The 19,775-nt window shown below is 71.8% G+C and carries 23 protein-coding genes; 6 read left to right on the forward strand and 17 right to left on the reverse strand.

The features are described 5' to 3' along the window. Positions 1-200: 200 nt before the first annotated feature. The 6 genes from DEJ08_RS17245 to DEJ08_RS17270 form a co-directional block, all read right to left on the reverse strand. Entirely contained in the window at positions 201-1,073 is an 873-nt protein-coding gene (locus tag DEJ08_RS17245) for an HAD family hydrolase (RefSeq protein ID WP_111092200.1), read from the reverse strand. Between the two features lie 18 nt (positions 1,074-1,091). Next, complete coding sequence (locus DEJ08_RS17250; protein WP_111053700.1) at positions 1,092-1,913, reverse strand: alpha/beta fold hydrolase; 822 nt, start codon at positions 1,911-1,913, stop codon at positions 1,092-1,094. Positions 1,914-2,059: 146 nt separating this feature from the next. Further along, complete coding sequence (locus tag DEJ08_RS17255; RefSeq protein ID WP_017885834.1) at positions 2,060-2,320, reverse strand: type II toxin-antitoxin system RelE family toxin; 261 nt, start codon at positions 2,318-2,320, stop codon at positions 2,060-2,062. After that, positions 2,317-2,577 carry a type II toxin-antitoxin system Phd/YefM family antitoxin gene (locus DEJ08_RS17260; RefSeq protein WP_027466775.1) on the reverse strand — a complete coding sequence of 87 codons (261 nt, stop codon included), beginning with the start codon at positions 2,575-2,577 and terminating at the stop codon, positions 2,317-2,319. The genes DEJ08_RS17255 and DEJ08_RS17260 overlap by 4 nt, the downstream gene beginning before the upstream one ends. A 28-nt stretch (positions 2,578-2,605) precedes the next feature. Next, positions 2,606-3,118, reverse strand: a complete 513-nt coding sequence (locus DEJ08_RS17265) for a methylated-DNA--[protein]-cysteine S-methyltransferase (protein WP_111053699.1) — start codon at positions 3,116-3,118, stop codon at positions 2,606-2,608. Then, the gene (locus tag DEJ08_RS17270; protein WP_111053698.1) at positions 3,115-4,707 is read right to left on the reverse strand and encodes an AlkA N-terminal domain-containing protein; all 1,593 of its coding nucleotides are present in this window, start codon (positions 4,705-4,707) and stop codon (positions 3,115-3,117) included. Before DEJ08_RS17270 ends, DEJ08_RS17265 begins: the two co-directional genes overlap by 4 nt. A gap of 89 nt (positions 4,708-4,796) precedes the next feature. On the opposite strand from DEJ08_RS17270, the gene DEJ08_RS17275 reads away from it, so the two are divergent. Next, complete coding sequence (locus DEJ08_RS17275; RefSeq protein ID WP_258366977.1) at positions 4,797-5,396, forward strand: molybdenum cofactor biosysynthesis protein; 600 nt, start codon at positions 4,797-4,799, stop codon at positions 5,394-5,396. 40 nt (positions 5,397-5,436) lie between these two features. On the opposite strand, the gene DEJ08_RS17280 is transcribed toward DEJ08_RS17275, so the two are convergent. The 5 genes from DEJ08_RS17280 to folE form a co-directional block, all read right to left on the reverse strand. After that, positions 5,437-5,979: a type 1 glutamine amidotransferase domain-containing protein gene (locus tag DEJ08_RS17280; RefSeq protein ID WP_027466778.1), complete on the reverse strand. Its 543-nt coding sequence runs from the start codon at positions 5,977-5,979 to the stop codon at positions 5,437-5,439. Between the two features lie 444 nt (positions 5,980-6,423). Continuing rightward, complete coding sequence (locus DEJ08_RS17285) at positions 6,424-7,077, reverse strand: HAD-IA family hydrolase (protein ID WP_111053696.1); 654 nt, start codon at positions 7,075-7,077, stop codon at positions 6,424-6,426. A gap of 78 nt (positions 7,078-7,155) precedes the next feature. Beyond that, positions 7,156-7,905 carry a pyrimidine reductase family protein gene (locus tag DEJ08_RS17290; RefSeq protein WP_258366976.1) on the reverse strand — a complete coding sequence of 250 codons (750 nt, stop codon included), beginning with the start codon at positions 7,903-7,905 and terminating at the stop codon, positions 7,156-7,158. After that, on the reverse strand, positions 7,902-8,837 hold the full coding sequence (gene folP / locus DEJ08_RS17295) for a dihydropteroate synthase (RefSeq protein ID WP_111053694.1): 936 nt from the start codon (positions 8,835-8,837) through the stop codon (positions 7,902-7,904). Before folP ends, DEJ08_RS17290 begins: the two co-directional genes overlap by 4 nt. Continuing rightward, entirely contained in the window at positions 8,834-9,445 is a 612-nt protein-coding gene (gene folE, locus DEJ08_RS17300) for a GTP cyclohydrolase I (RefSeq protein WP_111053693.1), read from the reverse strand. The genes folP and folE overlap by 4 nt, the downstream gene beginning before the upstream one ends. A gap of 157 nt (positions 9,446-9,602) precedes the next feature. Here folE and DEJ08_RS17305 point away from each other — a divergent pair, with 157 nt between their 5' ends. Further along, complete coding sequence (locus DEJ08_RS17305; RefSeq protein ID WP_111053692.1) at positions 9,603-11,078, forward strand: NCS2 family permease; 1,476 nt, start codon at positions 9,603-9,605, stop codon at positions 11,076-11,078. A 155-nt stretch (positions 11,079-11,233) separates the two neighbouring features. Here DEJ08_RS17305 and DEJ08_RS17310 read toward each other — a convergent pair whose 3' ends face one another. The 3 genes from DEJ08_RS17310 to DEJ08_RS17320 all read right to left on the reverse strand — a co-directional run bounded on the left by DEJ08_RS17310 (position 11,234) and on the right by DEJ08_RS17320 (position 12,539). Then, on the reverse strand, positions 11,234-11,686 hold the full coding sequence (locus tag DEJ08_RS17310; RefSeq protein ID WP_017887957.1) for a hypothetical protein: 453 nt from the start codon (positions 11,684-11,686) through the stop codon (positions 11,234-11,236). 39 nt (positions 11,687-11,725) lie between these two features. Next, positions 11,726-11,914 (reverse strand): hypothetical protein, encoded by a 189-nt coding sequence (locus DEJ08_RS17315; protein WP_194653228.1) that lies wholly within the window; start codon positions 11,912-11,914, stop codon positions 11,726-11,728. 160 nt (positions 11,915-12,074) lie between these two features. Further along, entirely contained in the window at positions 12,075-12,539 is a 465-nt protein-coding gene (locus tag DEJ08_RS17320) for a prevent-host-death protein (RefSeq protein ID WP_111045885.1), read from the reverse strand. Between the two features lie 103 nt (positions 12,540-12,642). Between DEJ08_RS17320 and DEJ08_RS17325 the strand changes: the two genes are divergently transcribed. From DEJ08_RS17325 to DEJ08_RS17335, 3 genes are read left to right on the forward strand one after another with little or no spacing between them, the layout of a single operon-like run. Continuing rightward, positions 12,643-12,906 carry a hypothetical protein gene (locus DEJ08_RS17325; RefSeq protein WP_244993283.1) on the forward strand — a complete coding sequence of 88 codons (264 nt, stop codon included), beginning with the start codon at positions 12,643-12,645 and terminating at the stop codon, positions 12,904-12,906. A gap of 26 nt (positions 12,907-12,932) precedes the next feature. Next, positions 12,933-13,448, forward strand: a complete 516-nt coding sequence (locus tag DEJ08_RS17330) for a DUF1697 domain-containing protein (RefSeq protein ID WP_111053765.1) — start codon at positions 12,933-12,935, stop codon at positions 13,446-13,448. Next, on the forward strand, positions 13,445-13,831 hold the full coding sequence (locus tag DEJ08_RS17335) for a VOC family protein (RefSeq protein ID WP_111045883.1): 387 nt from the start codon (positions 13,445-13,447) through the stop codon (positions 13,829-13,831). The genes DEJ08_RS17330 and DEJ08_RS17335 overlap by 4 nt, the downstream gene beginning before the upstream one ends. A 24-nt stretch (positions 13,832-13,855) precedes the next feature. Here DEJ08_RS17335 and budC read toward each other — a convergent pair whose 3' ends face one another. From budC to DEJ08_RS17350, 3 genes are all read right to left on the reverse strand, one after another. Continuing rightward, a complete protein-coding gene (gene budC / locus DEJ08_RS17340) occupies positions 13,856-14,623 on the reverse strand; it encodes a meso-2,3-butanediol dehydrogenase (protein WP_071406210.1) in 768 nt (255 codons plus the stop codon). Between the two features lie 201 nt (positions 14,624-14,824). Beyond that, complete coding sequence (locus tag DEJ08_RS17345; protein WP_071406211.1) at positions 14,825-17,335, reverse strand: glycoside hydrolase family 65 protein; 2,511 nt, start codon at positions 17,333-17,335, stop codon at positions 14,825-14,827. Between the two features lie 73 nt (positions 17,336-17,408). After that, a complete protein-coding gene (locus DEJ08_RS17350) occupies positions 17,409-18,176 on the reverse strand; it encodes an HAD family hydrolase (RefSeq protein ID WP_071406212.1) in 768 nt (255 codons plus the stop codon). Between the two features lie 201 nt (positions 18,177-18,377). On the opposite strand from DEJ08_RS17350, the gene DEJ08_RS17355 reads away from it, so the two are divergent. Then, the gene (locus DEJ08_RS17355; RefSeq protein ID WP_111023338.1) at positions 18,378-19,733 is read left to right on the forward strand and encodes an APC family permease; all 1,356 of its coding nucleotides are present in this window, start codon (positions 18,378-18,380) and stop codon (positions 19,731-19,733) included. Positions 19,734-19,775: the final 42 nt, after the last annotated feature.

Here is a 19,775-nt window from a genome sequence, read left to right on the forward strand (position 1 = left end):
GCGGACCTCGGAAGGGTACTGGTGTACCACTGTGTCACGCAAAGCGTCCGCCCGGACGGTGGCTCGGTCCGGCGACGGCCGGGAGGCGCGGCGGCGGCCCGCCACGCACCGCTCGGCCGGCAGACGGGTGCATCCCAGGCCGCGCTCGCGTCAGCGGGGCGCGGTTGCGGCCGCGTCAGCGGGATGCGGTTGTGCTCGCGTCAGCGGCCCGCGCGCCAGTCCGCCAGGAACCGGGCTCCGGCCTCGTCGTGGATCACGCCGTCGGGCGCGGTGAGCACCGGGTACGGCGTGGCCGGCACCCCGTCGGCGGGACGGACGTCGACGTGCGCAACCTCGTGGCCGTGGGCGTGCAGCCAGTCCGCCATGGCGTAGTCGCTGCGGGAGTCTCCCACGGTGCGCCAGGTGACCGGGAGCTCGCCGTCCTGCCCGAGGAGCTCGAGCGAGCGCTCGGCCCCCAGGTCCTTGCCGCTGCGGTCGGACTCGACGTCGGTCGAGATGATCGTCGGGTCGATGCGCCACTGCACGGCGCCGTCGGCGTCGGGTCGGACGTCGTCGAGGCGGCGGACACCGAGCCCGCGACGCTCGAGTGCGGCCATGGCCTTCGCGTCGAAGTCCGGCTGGCGGGCCAGGTAGGTGGCGTTCGGCACCTCGACGCGCTGCTCGATCGACACCATGGCGCGCTTCGTCTCGTCGAAGAACACCAGGTCGGCGTACTCGTCGCGGACCAGCTCGCGCATCTCGTCGGCGTAGTCCCGCGGCAGCGCGAGGTCCTCGGCGACCGTCAGTTCGCCCATGCCGCCGTCGTACTGCGGACCGATCGAGCACCACACGGCACCCTTCTCGCAGACGGCGTGGACGCGGCCACCCTCGGCGAGGCCACCGGCGAGTAGCGGGCCGACGACCTCGGAGCGGATGAAGGCGTCGCTGCGGCCGGTGTTGAAGACGATCGGGATGCCCTCGGCGGCGAGCGCGACGAGGTCCGCGACGATGCTCGGGATCGCGATGGTGCGGGAGACCGGGCTGGCGATGGGCCCGTCGACGTCGAGCAGGAGACCGAGGCGGGGTGCGTTCACCAGCCCATCCTCTCGCAGTCAGCTGCTGGGCGAGACGATCCGGCTCCGGACGCGGTCGATCAGGGTTCCGAGGGCCGCCGGGGCGGGGACGTGTCCCTGCCCGGGAACCTCGGCGTACTCCGAGCCCGGGACGGCGTCGACGAGGGCGCGGGCCGCACGTCGCATCCACTCGAGTCCGTCGCCACCGGCGCCGACGAGCACCGGTACGCCGACCGCGGCGGCGACCCGCTCGGGCACGGCGAGGCCGTTCAGCACGCGGACCTCGCGGCTGAGCACGTGGGCGTCGACGACCAGGGAGCGCCAGAGCGATCCCTTGAGCCGCAGGGCCGTGATCTGGCCCATCGGAACCCCGAGCACCTGGGTCAGGAACCCGCGGACGGCCTGGGCCCGGCGGCCAGCACCGACGTGCTCGTCGAGCAGGTCGGCGAACACGACGTCGTCGGCGTGCGGGTCGACGGAGGCGCGGTACGGCGGTTCCCACAGGACGGCGCCGTCGACCGGCAGTCCGGTGGCGAGCCCGTGCAGGACGACACCGGCGCCGACGCAGATGCCGACGGCGGTGGTCGGTGCGCCGATGCTCTCGACGACGGCACGCAGGTCGTCGACCTCGCGCTCGATCGCCCACGACGTGGAGTCACCGCTGGCACCACGGCCACGGCGGTCGTAGGTCACCACGCGGTGCGTCGAGCCGAGCCCGGCGACCACGCGGTCGAGGTACGGGGTCCCGCGGTGGTCGAAGGCACCGCCCACGACGACGACCGCCGGCCCGTCCCCTGCCTCGGAGACGGCGATGGTGGTGCCGTCGGAGGAGACGACCGTTCGGTCGACTGGAGGGAGCATGGGGTCCTTTGCGAGCTGTCGACGGCGATGCGTCGGGCCTCGGAGGGGACCGTGCGGATTACCGGTCCTCCGAGTGTCGCAGGCGTGGGAGTCCGTGTCTCCCCCCGCTTCCAGGGGCAGAACCCCGCCGCTCGAGCGCCGGACGATCAGCGGTCCCGGTAGACCTCGCGCCGGTGCCCGGCGTCGACGACCACCACGACGAGCTTGCCGTCGTCGATCCGGTAGATCAGCCGGTAGTCCCCCGAGCGGACCCGCCACCCGGGCCGGTTCACGAGCTTGCGTGCGGCGGGCGGCCGGGGGTGCTCGGCGAGGATCGCGAGGAGCCCCTCGATCCGCCGCCGCCCGTCGAGCGGGAGCTTGCGGATGACGCGTTGCGCGGCCGGGATGACCTCGACCGAGTACGTCACCCGAGGCCGAGTTCGCGCTTGAGGTCGTCCCACTTGACGTTCTCGCCACCGATGCGGGCACTCTCGGCGACGGCTTCGTCGTAGGCGACCAGGTCGTCCAGGTCCTCCGCCGCCTCGAGCAACCGGTCGAGGACGGCCGCGTCGACCACTGCGGCGACGCGCTTGTTGCGCCGGGTCAGGTAGACGGGTTCGTGCCGGGCGTCGTCGATGATCGACGCCAGGCGGCCACGGGCTTCGGAGATCGACACTTCGCTCACCTGTACATTCTAGGGCGTTTTGTACAAGTCAGACGAGTGCCGTGGTGCCGACCGACTCCCGTTCGAGCAGGGACCGCTTGACGTCGAGCCCCCACGCGAAGCCCCCGAGCGTGCCGTCCGAGCGCAACACCCGATGGCACGGGACGAAGAGCGCCGGGGCGTTCCGGGCGCACACGCTCGCCGCCGCCCGCACGGCGTCGGGCCGGCCCATCGCAGCCGCGAACCCGGTGTAGGTCAGGGTGCCGCCGGCGGGGATCCGGCGGAGCTGGCGCCACCCCTCGGTGAAGAGCTCCGTGCCGAACTGGCGCACGGGCACCTGCATGGCGTGCTCGACCTCGCCCGAGTAGAAGGCGTCGACCGCGTCGGCCGAGGCGACCACGCCGTCGAGCACCCGGTCGGGGCGGTGGCGGTCGGCCAGACGGGCGAGGATCCGCTCGTCGGAGTCGGTCCACCCGGACGCGAGGACCCTGCCCTCGGCGTCTTCGAGCACGGTGAACGCCCCGTCAGGGGTGTCCAGGGTCTGGATGGTTGCGTCGGTCATCGGTCGTCCTTCCGGGGGTCCTCGGGGGCACGGGCTGCACGGGCGCCGGCGGTCGCGGTCATCGCGCGGTCGATGATCGGTCGCCAGCAGTGCATCGTGAGGTAGCTCCGCCAGGGGGCCACCTGCTCCGACCATAGGGAGAGCTCGCGCGCCGTTCCGGGCAGCCCGAGTTCCTGTGCACCGTTCCGCACAGCGAGGTCGCTGTGGAGGAAGATGTCCGGGTGGTGCCGGACCCGCAGCGCGACGTAGTCGGCGGTCCACGGCCCGATGCCCTTCACCGCGAGGAGTCCGTCGCGCAGGTCACCGAGGGACTGCCCACCGTCCACCACCAGGGACCCGTCGGCGAGCGCCGCAGCCACCCGCAGGATCGTGTCGACGCGGACGGCGGGGCCGCGCAGCACCTCGTGCCCGCGTTCGACGATCGCCACCGCGGACGGGAACAGCAGCCCGCCGGGCCGGATGGCGTCGGGCACCGTCGCGCCGAGTGCGGCCACGAGCCGGGTCTGCGCGGTGCGCGCCGCGGCCACCGAGACCTGCTGCCCGATCAGGGTGCGGAACACGATCTCGTGCGCGTCCACCGCGCCGGGGAGCCGGAGACCCGGCACCCGTCCGACGGGTCCGGCGAGCTCGGGCACGGCTCCGAGGACGGCGTCGACGGCGACCGGGTCGGCGTCGAGGTCGAACAGCGCACGCACCCGCGCCACGAGCGCGGGCAGGTCGGAGAGGTCGGTGACCCGCACGCGCAGGTCGATCCCGGTGCCCCGCCCGGCCACGTCGGGGACGGCGGCCGACGCGCTGAACCAGCCCGGGCCTCCAGGCAGGTCGACCAGCCGCCCGTACGACGTGACCCGGCCCGTGGGGTCGGTGTCCACCTGCTCCGTGCCCGGCAGGGCGTGCAGCGCGTGCCAGTCGAGCAGGCCCTGCGCGTCGAACGGCGCCCGGGCCGGCAGGTGGACGTGCAGTGCGCCGTCGCCGCCGTCCGTGGCACCGTCGCCTCGCCCGGACCGGCGTGCGCGGAGCTCCGTCGGGGTGACGGCGAAGACCTCGCGCACGGTGTCGTTGAACTGCCGGACGCTGGCGAAGCCCGCGGCGAACGCGACGTCGGCGACGGGCAGGTCGGACGAGGTGAGCAGGGTCCGCGCGGTCTGCGCCCGGTGCGCCCGACTGAGCGCCTTCGGCCCGGCGCCCAGCTCGGCCGTCATGATGCGGTTGAGCTGCCGCTCCGAGTAGCCCACGCGCGTGGCGAGCCCGGGGACGCCGTCGCGCTCGACGACACCGTCGAGGACGAGTCGCATCGCCCGGCCGGCGACGTCCTCGCGCAGGTCCCACTCGGGGCTGCCGGGGGTCGCCTCGGGCAGGCAGCGCTTGCAGGCGCGGAAGCCGGCGAGGTGCGCTGCGGCGCTCGTGCGGTAGAAGGTGACGCCCGAGACCTTCGGCGTGCGGGCCGGGCAGCTGGGGCGGCAGTAGATGCCGGTGGAGTGCACGGCGGTGACGAACTGGCCGTCGAAACGCGCGTCGCGCGACGCGACGGCGCGGTGCCGTTCGGCGTGCAGCGCGTCGGGCTGTACGCCGGTGTCCGGGGTGGTCATGGGCTCAGCCTGACATGCGCCGCCGACGTCGACTGGCGGGAATCGGACGGAGCAGCGCACGGCCGGGAGGCCCGGCTAGCGTTGGCCGGGTGACTTCCGCAGACGACGTGGCCGGTCTCGACGACCTGCCGTTCCGGACCGAGGTCGAGGTCGCGCTGCTGCTCGTCTCGCCGCGGCACCGGTACGAGGGACGCCCCGCCGACGGCGCGCTGCCGGTGGGCGCGGACGATCCGGACGAGTCACGCGACCGGATCGAGCTCCGGTCCGGGCTGGGCATCGTCGGCGACCGGTACTTCGCGGCCCGGGCGCACGTGCACGCCTCGGTCACGGTGATCGGCATGGAGGGTCTCGAGGCCGTCGGCGAGGCGATCGGGGCAACCGTCGACCCCGCTGCGACCCGGCGGAACGTGTTCCTCCGCGGTGCCGACGTCGAGGCGCTGCGGGGCGAGCCGTTCTCGTTGGAGAGCGTGCTTCCCGGTGGTGACGGCGGCGACGACCTCGGTCGTGCCGTCCGGTTCCGTGGCTACCGCGCGGCGAACCCCTGCGCCTGGATGGACCACGAGGTGGCCCCCGGGGCGTTCCGGGCGATGCGCGGCCGGGGCGGTGTGCGGTGCGATCCGGAGTCCGACGGTGTGCTCACCCTCGGACCCGCGGTGCTCCGCACGGCCCGCCCCGTCGCGCTCGGCTGACGCCACCGCCGGGCGGGGCGACCGCCCTGCGGCACAGTGCTCAGGCGGTGAGGGCGCTCTCGATCGCATCGACGAACGCCGGCAGGTCGTCCGGGGTGCGGGAGGTGATGAAGCCGCCGTCGACCTGGACCTCCTGGTCGACCCACTCGGCTCCGGCGTTGCGCAGGTCGGTCTGCAGCGACGGGAACGACGTGACGGTCTTGCCCGACAGCACACCCGCCTCGACGAGGGTCCACGGGCCGTGGCAGATCGCCGCGACCGGCTTGCTCGCCTCGGCGAAGGCCTGCACGAGCGTCGCCGCGCGGGACTCCTGGCGCAGCGTGTCGGCGTTGATCGTGCCGCCGGGGATCACGAGGGCGTCGAAGTCCTTCGCGTCGACACCGGCGATGGTGGTGTCCGGCTCGAGCGTCTGCCCGGGGTCCTTGTCGCCGACCAGCGTCTGGATCGTGCCGGTCTCCTTCGCCGCCACGGTCACCGAGGCACCGCGCTCACGCAGCTGCTCGGTGGGGACGACGATCTCGTCCTGCTCCACGCCGTAGTTCGTCGTGATGACGAGGACCTTCTTGCCGTCGAGGGTTGCCATGATCCGCTCCTTCCGCGGCCCGGTCGTTCCGGCCGCACACCCGAGGGTCGTCGAGGTCGGCTGAGCAGGCCTCCAGGGGCGGCTCGGGGGTCCGGTCGGGCGGTCGCAACACCCCGCTCACGTCCGCCGGGTGGTCGCGAAGTGTCGGCTGGCGGCGGCGCAGCCGACGGTTCCTGACCACTCGGCGCAGGCCGGGCGGGGTGTCCTGACCGGCCGCCGAGGCGCCGTGGACGCGCCACAGTCGGCCTGGAGGCACGGTGCGAGCCCGCCACGGGCCTCCAGGCCGCCACTCGGGCGGTCGCAACCCCCCGCTCACGTCCGCCGAGCGGTCACGAAGTGTCGCCTGGCGGCGGCGCAGCCGACGGTTCCTGACCACTCGGCGCGGACAGGGCGGGGTGTCCTGACCGACGGCAGACCGGCGGGCGCGCAGGCCGGGCGCCGCGCTCAGCCGCGGATGCGGAAGGCCTCGCCGTCGCGCTCGACGGTCAGACCGTCGTACCCGTGGACCCGGTGCAGGCCGGCCGTCACCGGGTGCTCGAGCGGACCGACGACGACCGTGGTCGCGCCGGAGGCGATGGCGGACTCCAGCCCGGCCGGGGCGTCCTCGAACGCCACGCAGTCGGTCGGGTCGACGCCGAGCAGGGCAGCTCCGCGCAGGTAGCCGTCGGGGTGGGGCTTGCCGTGCTCGACGTCCTCCGAGGGCACGAAGGCCTCGGGCACGGCGAACCCGGCGGCCGCCATCCGGCCCGCGGCGAGGTCACGCGGTGCGCTCGTGACGAGGGCCACCGGGACGCCGAGTTCGACGAGTCGCTGCACGAAGGCGACGGCGCCGGGGATCTCGAGGATGCCCTCGGTGCTCGCGGTCTCCTCGGCGACGAGCTCGGCCGCGATCCGCTGCTGCTCGGCCAGGGGCAGATCGGGGAGGAAGCGCCGCAGGGTGTCGATCGCCTGCCGCCCGTGCGAGAACGCGAGGATCTCGTCGGGGTCGATGCCGTTCGCGTGGCCGAACCGGGTCCAGGTCGCCTCGACCACCGCGGTCGAGTCGACGAGGGTCCCGTCCATGTCGAAGAGGACCCCGGACGCCACGATGTCGATCACGCGCCCGACCCTAGCCCACGGGCCCGACCGTCCCGCGGTCCGCGGTCCCGCCGTCCCGCGGTCCGCGCGCGACCGGTGTCAGCGCGCCCGGACGTACCGGGTGAGCAGCACACCGCCGGCGCCGAGCAGCACGTGCGCCGGTCGCATCCGCCGGAGCTCCGGCGACGACCCACGGGCGATGCGCGGCCCCTCCCCGCCCTCGAGCGACGGGTCGATCGTCAGGGTCAGCTCGTCGACGGCGTCCGCGGCGATGAGCGCCCCGAGGAACGACGGCCCGCCCTCGCAGTGGATCATCCCGAGGCCACGGTCGGCCAACACGCCTCGGATCCGCCCGGCGTCCACCGAGTCCGGCTCGTCGTCCGCACTGCAGGGCACGACGTCGGCGACCTCGGCGAGTGTCTGGGCCTTCGACGACGCAGCCGCCGTCGCCGACGTCAGGACGATCGGGCGCACCGGCGCCTCGGTGAACACCCGAGACCCCGGGTCGAGCGACAGCGAGCCGGTGACGATCGCGAACACGGGGTGGTCCGGCTTGCCGTGCGCCCGACGCCAGGCGACGTCGGCGTCGTGCAGGACCATCGGCCCGTAGCCCTCGTCACGGACGGTGCCGGCGGCGACGAGCACGACGTCGGCCACCCGCCGGAGCAGGTCGAAGACGCGCAGGTCGTCGTCGCCGCCGAGCGACCCGGACACCCCGGCAGCCGAGGCCGAACCGTCGAGCGTCGCGACGAAGTTCACGCGGAGCCAGGGGGCCCCGGCGTCGGCGGTGTAGAGGTCGAGCAGGTCGTCGTCGGACAGGTCCGCGATCGACGGGGGCAGGACGTTCACGTGTTGTGCCTCGATTCCACGGGGGTGCGCCATCCGAGCGTGGCCTCGACCATGCGCATCGCGTCGACGCTCTCGGCGACGTCGTGCATCCGGACGATCCGGGCACCGAGCATCGCACTCACGGTCGCGACGGCGAGCGATCCGGAGAGCCGTTCACCGCGGGGGCGTCCGAGCGACTCCCCCACGAAGTCCTTGTTCGACACCGCGGCGAGGACCGGGTAGCCGAGCGCGACGACCTCGGGCAGCCGACGGGTGAGCTCGAGGGTGTGCACGGTGTTCTTGTGCAGGTCGTGGCCCGGGTCGACGATGATCCGCGACTCGGGGATGCCCGCGGCGAGCGCTCGGTCGACCCGTTCGCGCAGGAACGCGACGACCTCGCCCGCGATGTCGCCGTACTGCGGGGGTGCGGGCAGCGGACGACGGGGTTCCGCGAGCGAGTGTGTGATGACGACGGTGGCCTCGGAGTCGGCGACCACGGCGGCCATCCGGGGGTCGGACAGGCCGGTGGTGTCGTTGACGACGGTCGCCCCGGCTGCGATCGCCGCTGCGGCGACCTCCGGGCGGAAGGTGTCGACGCTGATGACGACGTCGGACTGCTGGGCGAGCTGCTCGACGACGGGCACGACGCGGTCGATCTCGTCGGAGGCGGGCAGTTCCGGACCGGGGGCGAACTTCACGCCGCCGATGTCGACCCAGTCGGCGCCCTGTTCGGCGGCACGGACCGAGGCGGCGACGGCCTGGTCGAGCTCGAAGGTGGCGCCGCGGTCGTGGAACGAGTCGGGGGTGCGGTTCACGATCGCCATCACGGCGATCCGGTGGTCGAAGTCGATGGTGCGGCGGCCGAACGTCCGGACCGGGTGGCGCAGGTCCGGCACGACCCAGCCGGGTCCGGCCACGCCGGGTCCGGCCGCGCCGTCCAGGAGGCCCGTCATGCGTCCGCCCCGGCACGCTCGTCGTGCCCGGCCTCGGTCCCACGCCCCGCGCCGATGAGCGCGATCGCCTCGGCCCGTCCCGCGGTGTCGGCCAACGAACCGGTCGCCGCCACCGTCACGGTCGTCGAACCGGTCTGGCGCTCCCCACGCGTCGTGACGCACTGGTGCTGGGCGTCGAGGACCACCAGGACGCCCTCGGCGCCGAGCCCCTCGGCGATGGTCGCGGCGACCTGTTCGCCGAGCCGCTCCTGCAGCTGCGGGCGGGAAGCCACCGCGTCGAGCACCCGCGCCAGCGTGCCGAGCCCGATGAGGCGGTCACCCGGCGCGTACGCCAGGTGCGCGACCCCGAGGAACGGCAGCAGGTGGTGCTCGCAGACGGAGCGGAACTTCACGTCGCGCACGATGACGAGCCGACCGCGTTCGCCGTCATCGGCGTGCACGGTGCCGTCCCGGGCGATGGCGACCGCGTCGGTGCCGATCCCGGAGAAGAACTCGGCGTACGAGTCGGCGACCCGGGCGGGGGTGCGGGTGAGTTCCGGGCGGTCGGGATCCTCGCCGATGGCGAGCAGCAGCTCGCGGACGGCGGCCTGCACACGGGCGCGGTCCATGGGTGACGTCACCCGCTCATCCAACACCAGCCATGGCCGGAGAACGCGGGCAGACGCCCAGCGCGAGGTGCGCGAACCGCGTAGAACGGGCCTCCCGGCGGTCACAACCTGTGAGACCGGTGTGACACGCCCGAAACCCAGCGTCCTTTAAACTCTCGTGGTGAGCGCCCCGCAGACCGACACCACGCCCCGGAACCGCTTCGCGACCGGCCTCGATCGATTCTTCTCCATCACGCAACGCGGATCGTCGATCCCCCGCGAGGTCCGCGGTGGCCTCGTCTCGTTCGTGACGATGGCGTACATCGTCATCCTGAACCCCCTCATCCTCGGCGGGTTCAGCGCCGACCAGGCCGCCAAGGACGTCAGCGGCGGATGGCTCGAGAACGCTCAGGTGGCCGCGGCGACCGGTCTCGTCGCCGGCGTCATGACCATCGTGATGGGCATCATCGCGAACCTGCCGTTCGGCATCGCCGCGGGGCTCGGGATCAACTCGTTCCTCGCCGTCAGCGTCGTGCACCAGGTCACCTGGGCCGAGGCGATGGGCCTGGTCGTCATCAACGGTGTGATCATCGTGATCCTCGCGTTGACCGGCATCCGGACGATGATCTTCACCGCCGTCCCCGCACAGCTCAAGGCCGCGATCACCGTCGGCATCGGCCTGTTCATCGCGTTCATCGGGCTCGTCGACTCCGGCTTCGTGCGGTCCTCCGGGCTCGCCTCGCCGCCGCTGCAGCTCGGCGAGGACGGCTCCGTCGGCGCCCTGCCGACCATCGTGTTCCTCATCGGCCTGATCATCATCGGCACGCTCATGGCCCGCCGGGTCAAGGGTGCGCTGCTCATCGGCATCGTCGCGACCACGATCATCGCGATCATCCTGCAGGCGATCTTCCAGGTGCCGACCTCGGTCGACTCGAAGACCGGCTGGAACCTCAACGCCCCCGGCCTGCCGAGCGCGCTGTTCGCCGTGCCGGACCTGTCGCTCGTCGGCCACGCCGACGTCTTCGGCGCCTTCACCCGCATCGGCCCGCTCGCCGCGTCGATGCTCGTCTTCACCCTCGTCTTCACGAACTTCTTCGACGCCATGGGCACCATGACCGGTCTGGCCAAGGCGGCCGGTGTCGCGAAGCCGGACGGCACGTTCCCCCGCCTGAAGTCGGCGCTCGTCGTCGAGGGCGTCGGCGCGATCGCCGGTGGCGGCGCGTCGGTGTCGTCGAACACCGTCTTCATCGACTCGGCCTCCGGCATCGGCGAAGGTGCCCGCACCGGCATGGCGTCGGTCGTCACCGGACTGCTGTTCCTGGCGTCGATGTTCCTCACGCCGCTCACCCAGGTCGTCCCGCTCGAAGTCGCCGCCGCCGGGCTCGTCGTCGTCGGTGCGCTCATGGTCGCGCAGGTCGCGGACATCTCGTGGTCGGACTTCGGCTCGGCCCTGCCGGCGTTCCTGACGATCGTCGTCATGCCGCTGACGTACTCGATCGCGAACGGCATCGGCGCCGGCTTCATCAGCTGGGTGCTCATCAAGCTGCTGTCCGGCCGTGGCCGCGAGGTCTCGTGGCTGCTCTACGTCGTGGCCGCGGGCTTCCTGCTGTACTTCGCGCGGGGGCCGCTGGAGGCGCTGCTCGGCGTCGGTTGAGACGTTCCTGCTGGGCCTGCTGATCCGGGTCTGGCTGGACCTGGCGCAAGACGCCGTCGTGTCATCGAGACGCCGCCGAATCCGGCGGCGTCTCGATGTTTCCGGGGCGTCTTCCGCAGGACGCCGGCGTCTTCCGCAGGCCTGGAGGCCCGTGCTCAGTCCGGCAGGTCGCTCGGCGTCGCCTCGTGGTGGCGCTGGTCCTGGGTGCGACGGTCTTCCTTCATGCCCGCCTCGAACAGGTGGCGACGGCCCTGCACGAGCTCGTCGCGCGCGGTGCGCTCGAGCTCCTTGGCGAGGGCGTAGTAGCCGTCGTCGTAGTCCTCGACGATCTGGAACGTCCAGCGGCCCGCGATGACGTTGCGGCCCACGAGTTCCGTGTCGATGCGCTCGGCGAGTTCGGTGTGCCCGGCCTTCCGCAGCTGCTCGACCGCCTCACCGAGGTTCAGGTCAGCGGTGCCGGTCAGTCGGTGGAACCCGTAGAGCAGGCCACGGGCGTGCTCGATGACCTCGACCGCGGCGGACAGGCTGCCGAGCGCCTCGACCGTGGCCTCGGACACCCCCTCGGGAACCTGGTGCTGCGCGTCGGGGCCCTGTGCGTCGTTCGTCATGGGTCCCGTCTACACGACGACTGCCGAGGCCGAGCGCAGTCACTTCGTCTGGTTGGGGTGGTGGGTGTGCACGTCGGTGATGCACACCACCCGGTCATCCACGTCGACCGTGAACCAGATCCGGGCGCCGCGCTTCAGCTCGAACTGACGACGCGTCCACTCCCGGCCAGAGTGTCGAACCACACCGAGTTCCCCGCGCAGGGCGTGGCAGGACAGGTCCTCGGTCAACGGATCCGTGGTCAGCCGATCCCACGCGGCAGCGACTGCGTTCCGCTGCACCGCCACCACGTCGCGCCACCCCTGTTCCGCGCCACGTGTCCCGAAGACGATCGTGTACTCCGTCGAACGGATCGGCCGGGGGACCCCGCCGCGCCGACCCGCCACCGCGTCAGGGCTTCTCGACGCGGATCGGCTCGGCGAGGATCTCCGGCTCTCCGGTGTCCCAGCCCGCGGCGATCGCCTCGGCACTGTTGCGCCACGCCTGCATCTCGAGCAGGAGTCTGCGCGGCTGCCGGAGCGAGAACGAGCCACGGGCGACGTCGACGATCTCCCGGGCGAAGCGCTGCTGGTCTGCGGCGCTGAGGAGCTTGATCCACGGGTACGGGATCGCCAGCCGATCGTGGAGTGGCAGTTGCTCGTTGAGCGTCACCGCGGCGATGAGCTGCGCCGCGATGTCGAGCACTGCGTCGTCGTCGTCGGATCGTTCCTTCGTGGTGAGGACGAGGGGCTTCCCGTCGCGACGGGTGACCTCGAGCGGGGCTTCCTCGGCGGCAGCGAACACCTGCTTGGCGTGGCGGGAGAGGTCAGAGGACTGCACCGACCGTCGGGATCGGAGCGGAGCGACGAGCGTCATGGATCGAGCCTATTCAGAACGTGTTCTGAACGCAACGGTCAGTTGCGACGTCGGAGGTCGACACCTACCATTCGAACACACGTTCGAACGAGGAGACCCGATGATGATCACCGACACGGCCGCCACGGTGTGGTGGGCCGAGGGCACGCCGACCCGGCTGGTGTGGGCCGGACGGCGCTGGCGGGTGAGCGACACCCCCACCCGGCTGACCGTGACGCGCGCCGAGCTGCCCACCGCGATCACCCATGCGCCCGAGCGAACCGTGGGCTGGCGGTTCCAGGCGACCAGCGACGACGACGGTGAGGCCCTGGTGGTCGACATCGTGCCGCAGGGTGCCGGTTGGGGCGTGGCCCGGACGTGGACGTGAGCGGCCCGGACCGCTACCGTCCGGACATGGACAGGTGGGTGGCGCTGCTGCGCGGGGTCAACGTGAACGGCATCACGATCCGGAGCGCTGAACTCGCGGAGCTCTTCCGAGGGCTCGGGTTCGACGACGTCCGCACTGTGCTCGCCTCGGGCAACGTCGTGTTCTCCGCCGACGTGCCCGCCGAGCAGCTCAAGACGTCGATCGAGCAGGGGCTGCGCGACCGGTTCGGGTACGACGCCTGGATCGTGCTCGTCCGGCACGACGCCCTCGCGGCGGTGGTCGACGGGTTCCCCTTCGCGCGTGCCGACGAACGGCACGACTACGTCGTGTTCGGGTCCGACGACGGTGCGCTCGACGCCTTGGTCGCGGACCTCGAAATCGACGACTCGGTCGAGCAGGTCGCCCGCGGGAACGGGGTCGTCTACTGGTCCTGCCCGAAGGGCTCGAGCACCGACACCCTGTTCGCCAAGCGGGCCGGCGCCGCACGCGTCAAGCGCACGACGACGACCCGCAACACGAACACCCTGCGGAAGCTCCTGTGACGCTCGGCACGCTGCACCACGTCGAGCTCCGCACCGCCGACCTCGACACCGCCGTCGGCGCCTGGAGCTGGCTGCTCGGAGAACTCGGCTACGAGCCGTTCCAGCGCTGGGAGCACGGCCGGAGCTGGCGGCTCGGCCCGTTGTACGTCGTCCTCGAATCGGCACCGCTGGACGGCGATCACGACCGCCGCCGACCGGGGCTCAGCCACCTGGCGTTCCACGCCGGTACTGCCGAGACGGTGGAGCGACTCTGGGCCGAGGCTCCCGGTCACGGCTGGGCACGCCTGTACGAGGACCGACACCCGTTCGCCGGTGGCCCGGAGCACCACGCGGCCTTCCTCGAGGACGCCGAGCGGTTCAAGGTCGAGCTCGTCGCCAGCTGACGGTGCCGCCGGGGCCGGGGTGGCTCAGGCCTGCGGCGGCTGCCCGTTGCTCGCCATCGTGCCGCCGTCCACCGGCAGGACCGCACCCGTGATGAACGAGGCCGCGTCGCTGGCCAGGAACAGGATCGCCTCGGCGACCTCGGCAGAGCGACCTCCGCGGCCGAGGGCGATGCGCTCGGTGAACTTCGACTGCAGGGCCTCGTCCTCCGCCTGCTCCTGGGTCAGGTCGGTCCAGATGAGTCCCGGAGCGACGGCGTTCACGCGCACGCCGAACTGCCCGTTGTCGAGGGCAGCGGCCTTGGTGAAGTTCGTCACGCCACCCTTCGCCGCGTTGTAGGGGCTCATCCGCCAGTCGGCGTCCTCACCGGAGACCGACGACGTGTTGACGATCGACCCCTTCGTCTCGCGCAGGAACGGCAGGGCCGCCCGGGTGCCGTAGAACACACCGGACAGGTCGGTCTCGATGACCCGGCGCCACTCAGCCGTGCTGATGTCGGTGATGTCGCCCGAGCTGAAGGTCCCGGCGTTGTTCACCAGGACGTCGAGCCGGTCGAAGCGGTCGATCGCCGCCGAGACGACGGTCTCCCAGTCCTCCGGACTCGCCACGTCGGCGTGCAGGGCGACGACCCGGTGCGTCGGCAGGGAGTCACCCACCGCGCGGACCTTCTCCTCGACGCTGTCGGTCAGCACGACCGACGCGCCCTCGTCGATGAACGCCCGCGCCGTCGCCTCACCGATGCCGGACCCTGCGCCCGTGACGATCGCGACCTTGCCCTCGAACCGGTTGCCCATGATGTCTCCTCTCGTTGCACGAACCGTGCCCGGGGAGACGCCATCGACCCGAGGGGCACGGCAGACCACGGTGCCCCGGGCCGGCTGGACGCGCTCGGAGGCGCCGGGAACGCCCGGGAACACACGTCGCCCCGGCTCCGCGAGGCGGAACCGGGGCGACGTGCGACTGCGGCGCAGGGCAGTGCAGCGCAGGAACTGGCGTCAGCCGGTCGAGTCGTCGAGGTCGAAGTCGCGCTCCAGGGAGATCGTCGGGATCGACGCGGTGATGACCGAGCCGTCCGCCCGCAGCGTGCCCTGGATGTCGCTCGTGGTCGGGGCGTGCCCGGACATCCGCGGCCCGTGGTGCGGCAGCGGCACCACGGTGGGCTCCCCCGCCTCGATGTCCCACTGCTGGTTGTGCACCCACACCGTGAAGCCCGAACCGGTCTCGACCGTGAGCGTCATGGCTTCCTGCTCGAGGTCGACCCGGACCCGCGATCCGCGCACCGTCAGACGGTAGGACAGACGGTCCCAGTGCTTCGGCAGCCGCGGGTTGAAGCTCATCCGGCCGCCGTGGTCGCGCATGCCGCCGAAGCCGTTGACGAGCGCACCCCAGATGCCACCGGTCGACGCGATGTGCACGCCGTCCGAGGTGTTGCCGTGCAGGTCCGCCAGGTCGACGTAGAGCGCGGTCTGGAAGTACTGGTCGGCGAGGTCGTGGTACCCGACCTCGGCCGCCATGATCGACTGCACGACCGCGGACAGCGTCGAGTCACCGGTGGTGAGTGCGTCGTAGTAGTCGAAGTCGCGACGCTTCTCGGCCGCCGTGAACTCGTGCCCCTGCAGGAACAGTGCGAGCACGACGTCGGCCTGCTTCAGCACCTGGAACCGGTAGATGACCAGCGGGTGGTAGTGGAGCAGCAGCGGACGCTTGGACTCGGGGGTGTTCTCGAGGTCCCAGAGTTCCTTGTCGAGGAACTGGGCGTCCTGCGGGTGGATGCCGCGGTGCGGATCGAACGGGATCTCCATCGACTCGGCAGCGTGCTCCCACTCGACGAGCTCGTCCGGCTGCAGACCGGTCCGGCGCACCATGCGGTCGTACTCTTCGGCGTCGTCGGCGGCGAGCTCGCGGCAGGCGTTGACGGCGAACCACAGGTTCGCCCGCGCCATGACGTTCGTGTAGAGGTTGTCGTCGACGACGGTCGTGTACTCGTCCGGCCCGGTCACGCCGTCGATGTGGAACTTCTTGTCACCGTTGGACCGCCAGAACCCGAGGTCGGCCCAGAGCCGGGCGGTCTCCACGAGCACGTCGATGGCGCCGCGCTTCAGGAACTCGCGGTCGCCCGAGGCCCGCACGTACTGCATGAGCGCATGCGAGATGTCGGCGTCGATGTGGTACTGCGCGGTGCCGGCGGCGTAGTACGCGCTGGACTCTTCACCGTTGATCGTCCGCCACGGGAACAGGGCGCCGCGCTGGTTCAGCTCGCGGGCCCGAGCCCGCGCCGCGTCGAGCATGTTGTAGCGGAAGCGCAGGGCGTTCCGCGCGACGATCGGCGCCGTGTACGACAGGAACGGCAGGACGTAGATCTCCATGTCCCAGAAGTAGTGGCCGCCGTAGCCGGAGCCGGTGACGCCCTTCGCGGCGATGCCGTGGCCGTCGGTGCGGGCGGTGGCCTGCGCGAGCTGGAAGAGGTTCCAGCGGACGGCCTGCTGGATCGCGGGCTGACCGGCGATCTCGACGTCGCTGCGGGCCCAGTAGTCGTCGAGCCAGTCGCGCTGCTTCGCGAAGGTCTCGTCGACGTTCTCGGCGTGCGCGCGGTCGAGCGTGCGGTCGCACCGGTCGGCGAGCTCGCGCACGGGCACCCCGCGGGAGGTGTGGTAGACCACGTGCTTCACGAGCCGGATGGGCTGCCCGGCGCGGGCCTGCACCCGGTAGACGTGCTTCGCCAGGTCGTCCTCGATCGACGACGACTCGTCCCAGCTGTTCTCGGTCTCGATGTGGTGCTCGACGCCGACGCAGATCGTCATGCCGGAGCTGGACGCCTGGTACCCGAGGACCGAGCGGCCGCCGGTGCTGCGCTTGAGCTTCGGCACGAGCACCCGCTCGGTGAACGACTCGGCCTTGCGGGGGTCGAAGGCGTTCGCCGCGGCCCGCATGCCGGCGTGGTACTCGTCCTGCACGTCCTGGCGGTTGAGGATCTGGCTGGACAGCAGGATCGAGGCGTCCGCGTCGAGCACGGTGACCTCGTAGTCGATGACGGCGAGGTGCCGGTCGGTGAACGACACGAGTCGACGTGCTCGGATGAGCACCCGCTTGCCGGACGGCGTCGACCACTCGGTCTCGCGGAACAGGTAGCCGCCGCGGAACTCCAGCCGACGGGTGTGCCGGAGGATGTCGGCCTCGGCCAGCACGAGCGGCTCGTCGTCGACGTAGAGGCGGATGACCTTGGCGTCCGGCGCGTTGATGATCGTCTGCCCGGTCTTCGCGAAGCCGAAGGCGTCTTCCGCATGCCGGATCGGCCAGGTCTCGTGGAACCCGTTGATGTACGTGCCGTACTGCACGCCGCCACGGCCTTCGTCGAGGTTGCCTCGCAGGCCGAGGTACCCGTTGCCGACGGCGAAGTTCGTCTCGGCGACGCCCTGCTCGTCGGGGGTGTACTCGGTCTCGACGAGGGCCCACTCGTCGATCGGGTAGCGAACGCGGTCGAGGGGGTCCGAGGTGATGGGGTTCATGCTGCTCCGTGGGAAGGGAGGGAGATGGGTGCGTCGGTGCGGCCGGCAGCCAGGGAGCGTCCGGCCGGGTGGCCTACGTCGTGCTGGTGGCCGGTGCGGGCAGCTGGTCGATGAGTTCGTCGAGGTCGGACACGACGACGTCGGCACCGTGCTCGCGCAGGGCGTCCGCCCCGGCACCGCGGTCGACACCGACGACGAGACCGAACGAACCGTTGCGGCCGGCTTCGACCCCGCTGGTGGCGTCCTCGACCACGACGCACTCGGCGGCAGTGAGCCCGAACCGGGTCGCCGCGTCGAGGTAGGTGTCGGGCGCCGGCTTGCCGGTCAGGCCGTCCTGACGCGCGACGAGCCCGTCGACGACGACGGGGAACCGGTCGAGGATGCCCGCCGTCCGGAGCACCGACGTGGCGTTCGCCGAGCTCGAGACGACCGCGACGGACATGCCTGCGGCGATCGCGGCGGTCAGGAACCGGAGCGACCCCGGGTAGGGCTCGACGCCGTGCTCGTCGAGCTCGGCGGTGAACTCCGCGTTCTTCCGGTTGCCGAGCCCGCACACCGTGTCGGTGTCGGGTGCGTCGTCCGGGGTGCCCTGCGGCAGGTCGATGCCGCGCGACTCGAGCAGCGAGCGCACGCCGTCGTAGCGGGGCTTGCCGTCGATGGAGGTGAAGTAGTCCTGCTCGGTGTACGGCGCGACCCCGTGTGCTTCGAGGTACGGCGTGAAGAGTCGGCTCCACGCGCGCATGTGCACGTCGGCGGTGGGGGTGAGCACGCCGTCGAGGTCGAACAGGAGCGCGCGCTGGTCACTGAGTCGCGCGGGCGTGCGCTGGTCCTGCGTCGTCATCTGCGGTCCTCCGGGGACTGGTGGTGGACGAATGGCTCGCGACGAGTCTAGGACCGCTCCAGTCCGGACGTTCCGACGCGCCGCACCCTGTGGAGCGAGTTCACCGGCCGCTCCGCTGTGCAGGGAGGACCCCCGCCACGGCGCACCTGTGAGGCCTCTGAGACACGCCCCGGCACGCTGACCCGGACGAAAGGCACCACCATGACCAGCGACACCACGGCCGCACCCCACGACGGCACGCAGTCGAAGCTCCGCCAGGCGATCACCGGCCCGCTGCTGTTCCTCTTCATCCTCGGCGACGTGCTCGGTGCCGGCATCTACGCCCTGATGGGGACGCTGGCGAAGGACGTCGGCGGTGCGCTCTGGGCACCACTGGTGCTCGCGCTCCTGCTGGCCCTGCTCACCGCGGGCTCCTACGCCGAACTCGTGACGAAGTACCCGAAGGCCGGCGGTGCCGCGGTCTTCGCCGAACGCGCCTACAAGGCGCCGATCGTCTCGTTCCTGGTCGGGTTCAGCATGCTCGCCGCCGGCGTCACGAGCGCCGCCGGTCTGTCGCTCGCCTTCGCCGGCGACTACCTCGGCACGTTCGTCGACCTGCCGCCCGTGCCCACCGCGATCGTCTTCCTCGCCCTGATCGCCTGCCTGAACGCCCGCGGCATCTCCGACTCGCTCAAGAGCAACGTCGTGATGACGATCATCGAGGTCTCCGGCCTGGTCATCGTGATCGTGGTCGTGGCCGTGATGCTCGGCGGTGGCGGCGGTGACGTCTCCCGGATCGGCGCGTTCCCGTCCGAGGCGAACCCGGCCCTGGCGACCCTGAGCGCCGCGATCGTCGCCTACTACTCGTTCGTCGGCTTCGAGACGTCCGCCAACATCGCGGAGGAGGTCCGCGACCCCCGCCGCGTCTACCCGAAGGCCCTGTTCGGTGCCCTCGCCACGGCCGGTGTCGTCTACGTCCTCGTCGCCCTCGCCAGCGCGATCGCCCTGCCCGCGTCGGAGCTGTCCGAGTCCAGCGGCCCGCTGCTCGCGGTCGTCTCCGCCACCGGCGTCCCGATCCCGGACTGGGTCTTCAGCCTCATCGCCCTGGTCGCCGTCGCGAACGGCGCACTGCTCACGATGATCATGTCGAGCCGCGTGACCTACGGCATGGCCGAGCAGCGGCTCCTGCCCGCCCTGCTCGCGAAGGTCCTGCCGAACCGGAAGACCCCGTGGACCGCCATCGTCGCCACCACGGTCGTCGCGATGCTCCTGACCCTGGTGGGCGACGTGGGCGTGCTGGCCGAGACCGTCGTGCTCCTGCTGCTCTTCGTGTTCATCAGCACGAACGTCGCCGTCCTGGTGCTCCGCCGCGACCACGTCGAGCACGACCACTTCCGGGTCTGGACGTTCGTCCCGGTGCTCGGGGTGCTGTCGTGCATCCTGCTGCTGACGCAGCAGAGCGGTCAGGTCTGGCTCTACGCCGCGATCCTGCTCGCCGTCGGCGTGGTCCTGTACTTCGTCGCCCGGTTCACCGGGCGCCGTTCCGGACGCGACCACGAGGCGGGCGTGATCCACTGACGTCACGCACCACGGGCCTCCAGGCAGACCGTCTGGAGGCCC

The organism is Curtobacterium sp. MCLR17_054 (assembly GCF_003234335.2).
In the GTDB taxonomy this organism is placed as follows: domain Bacteria; phylum Actinomycetota; class Actinomycetes; order Actinomycetales; family Microbacteriaceae; genus Curtobacterium; species Curtobacterium flaccumfaciens.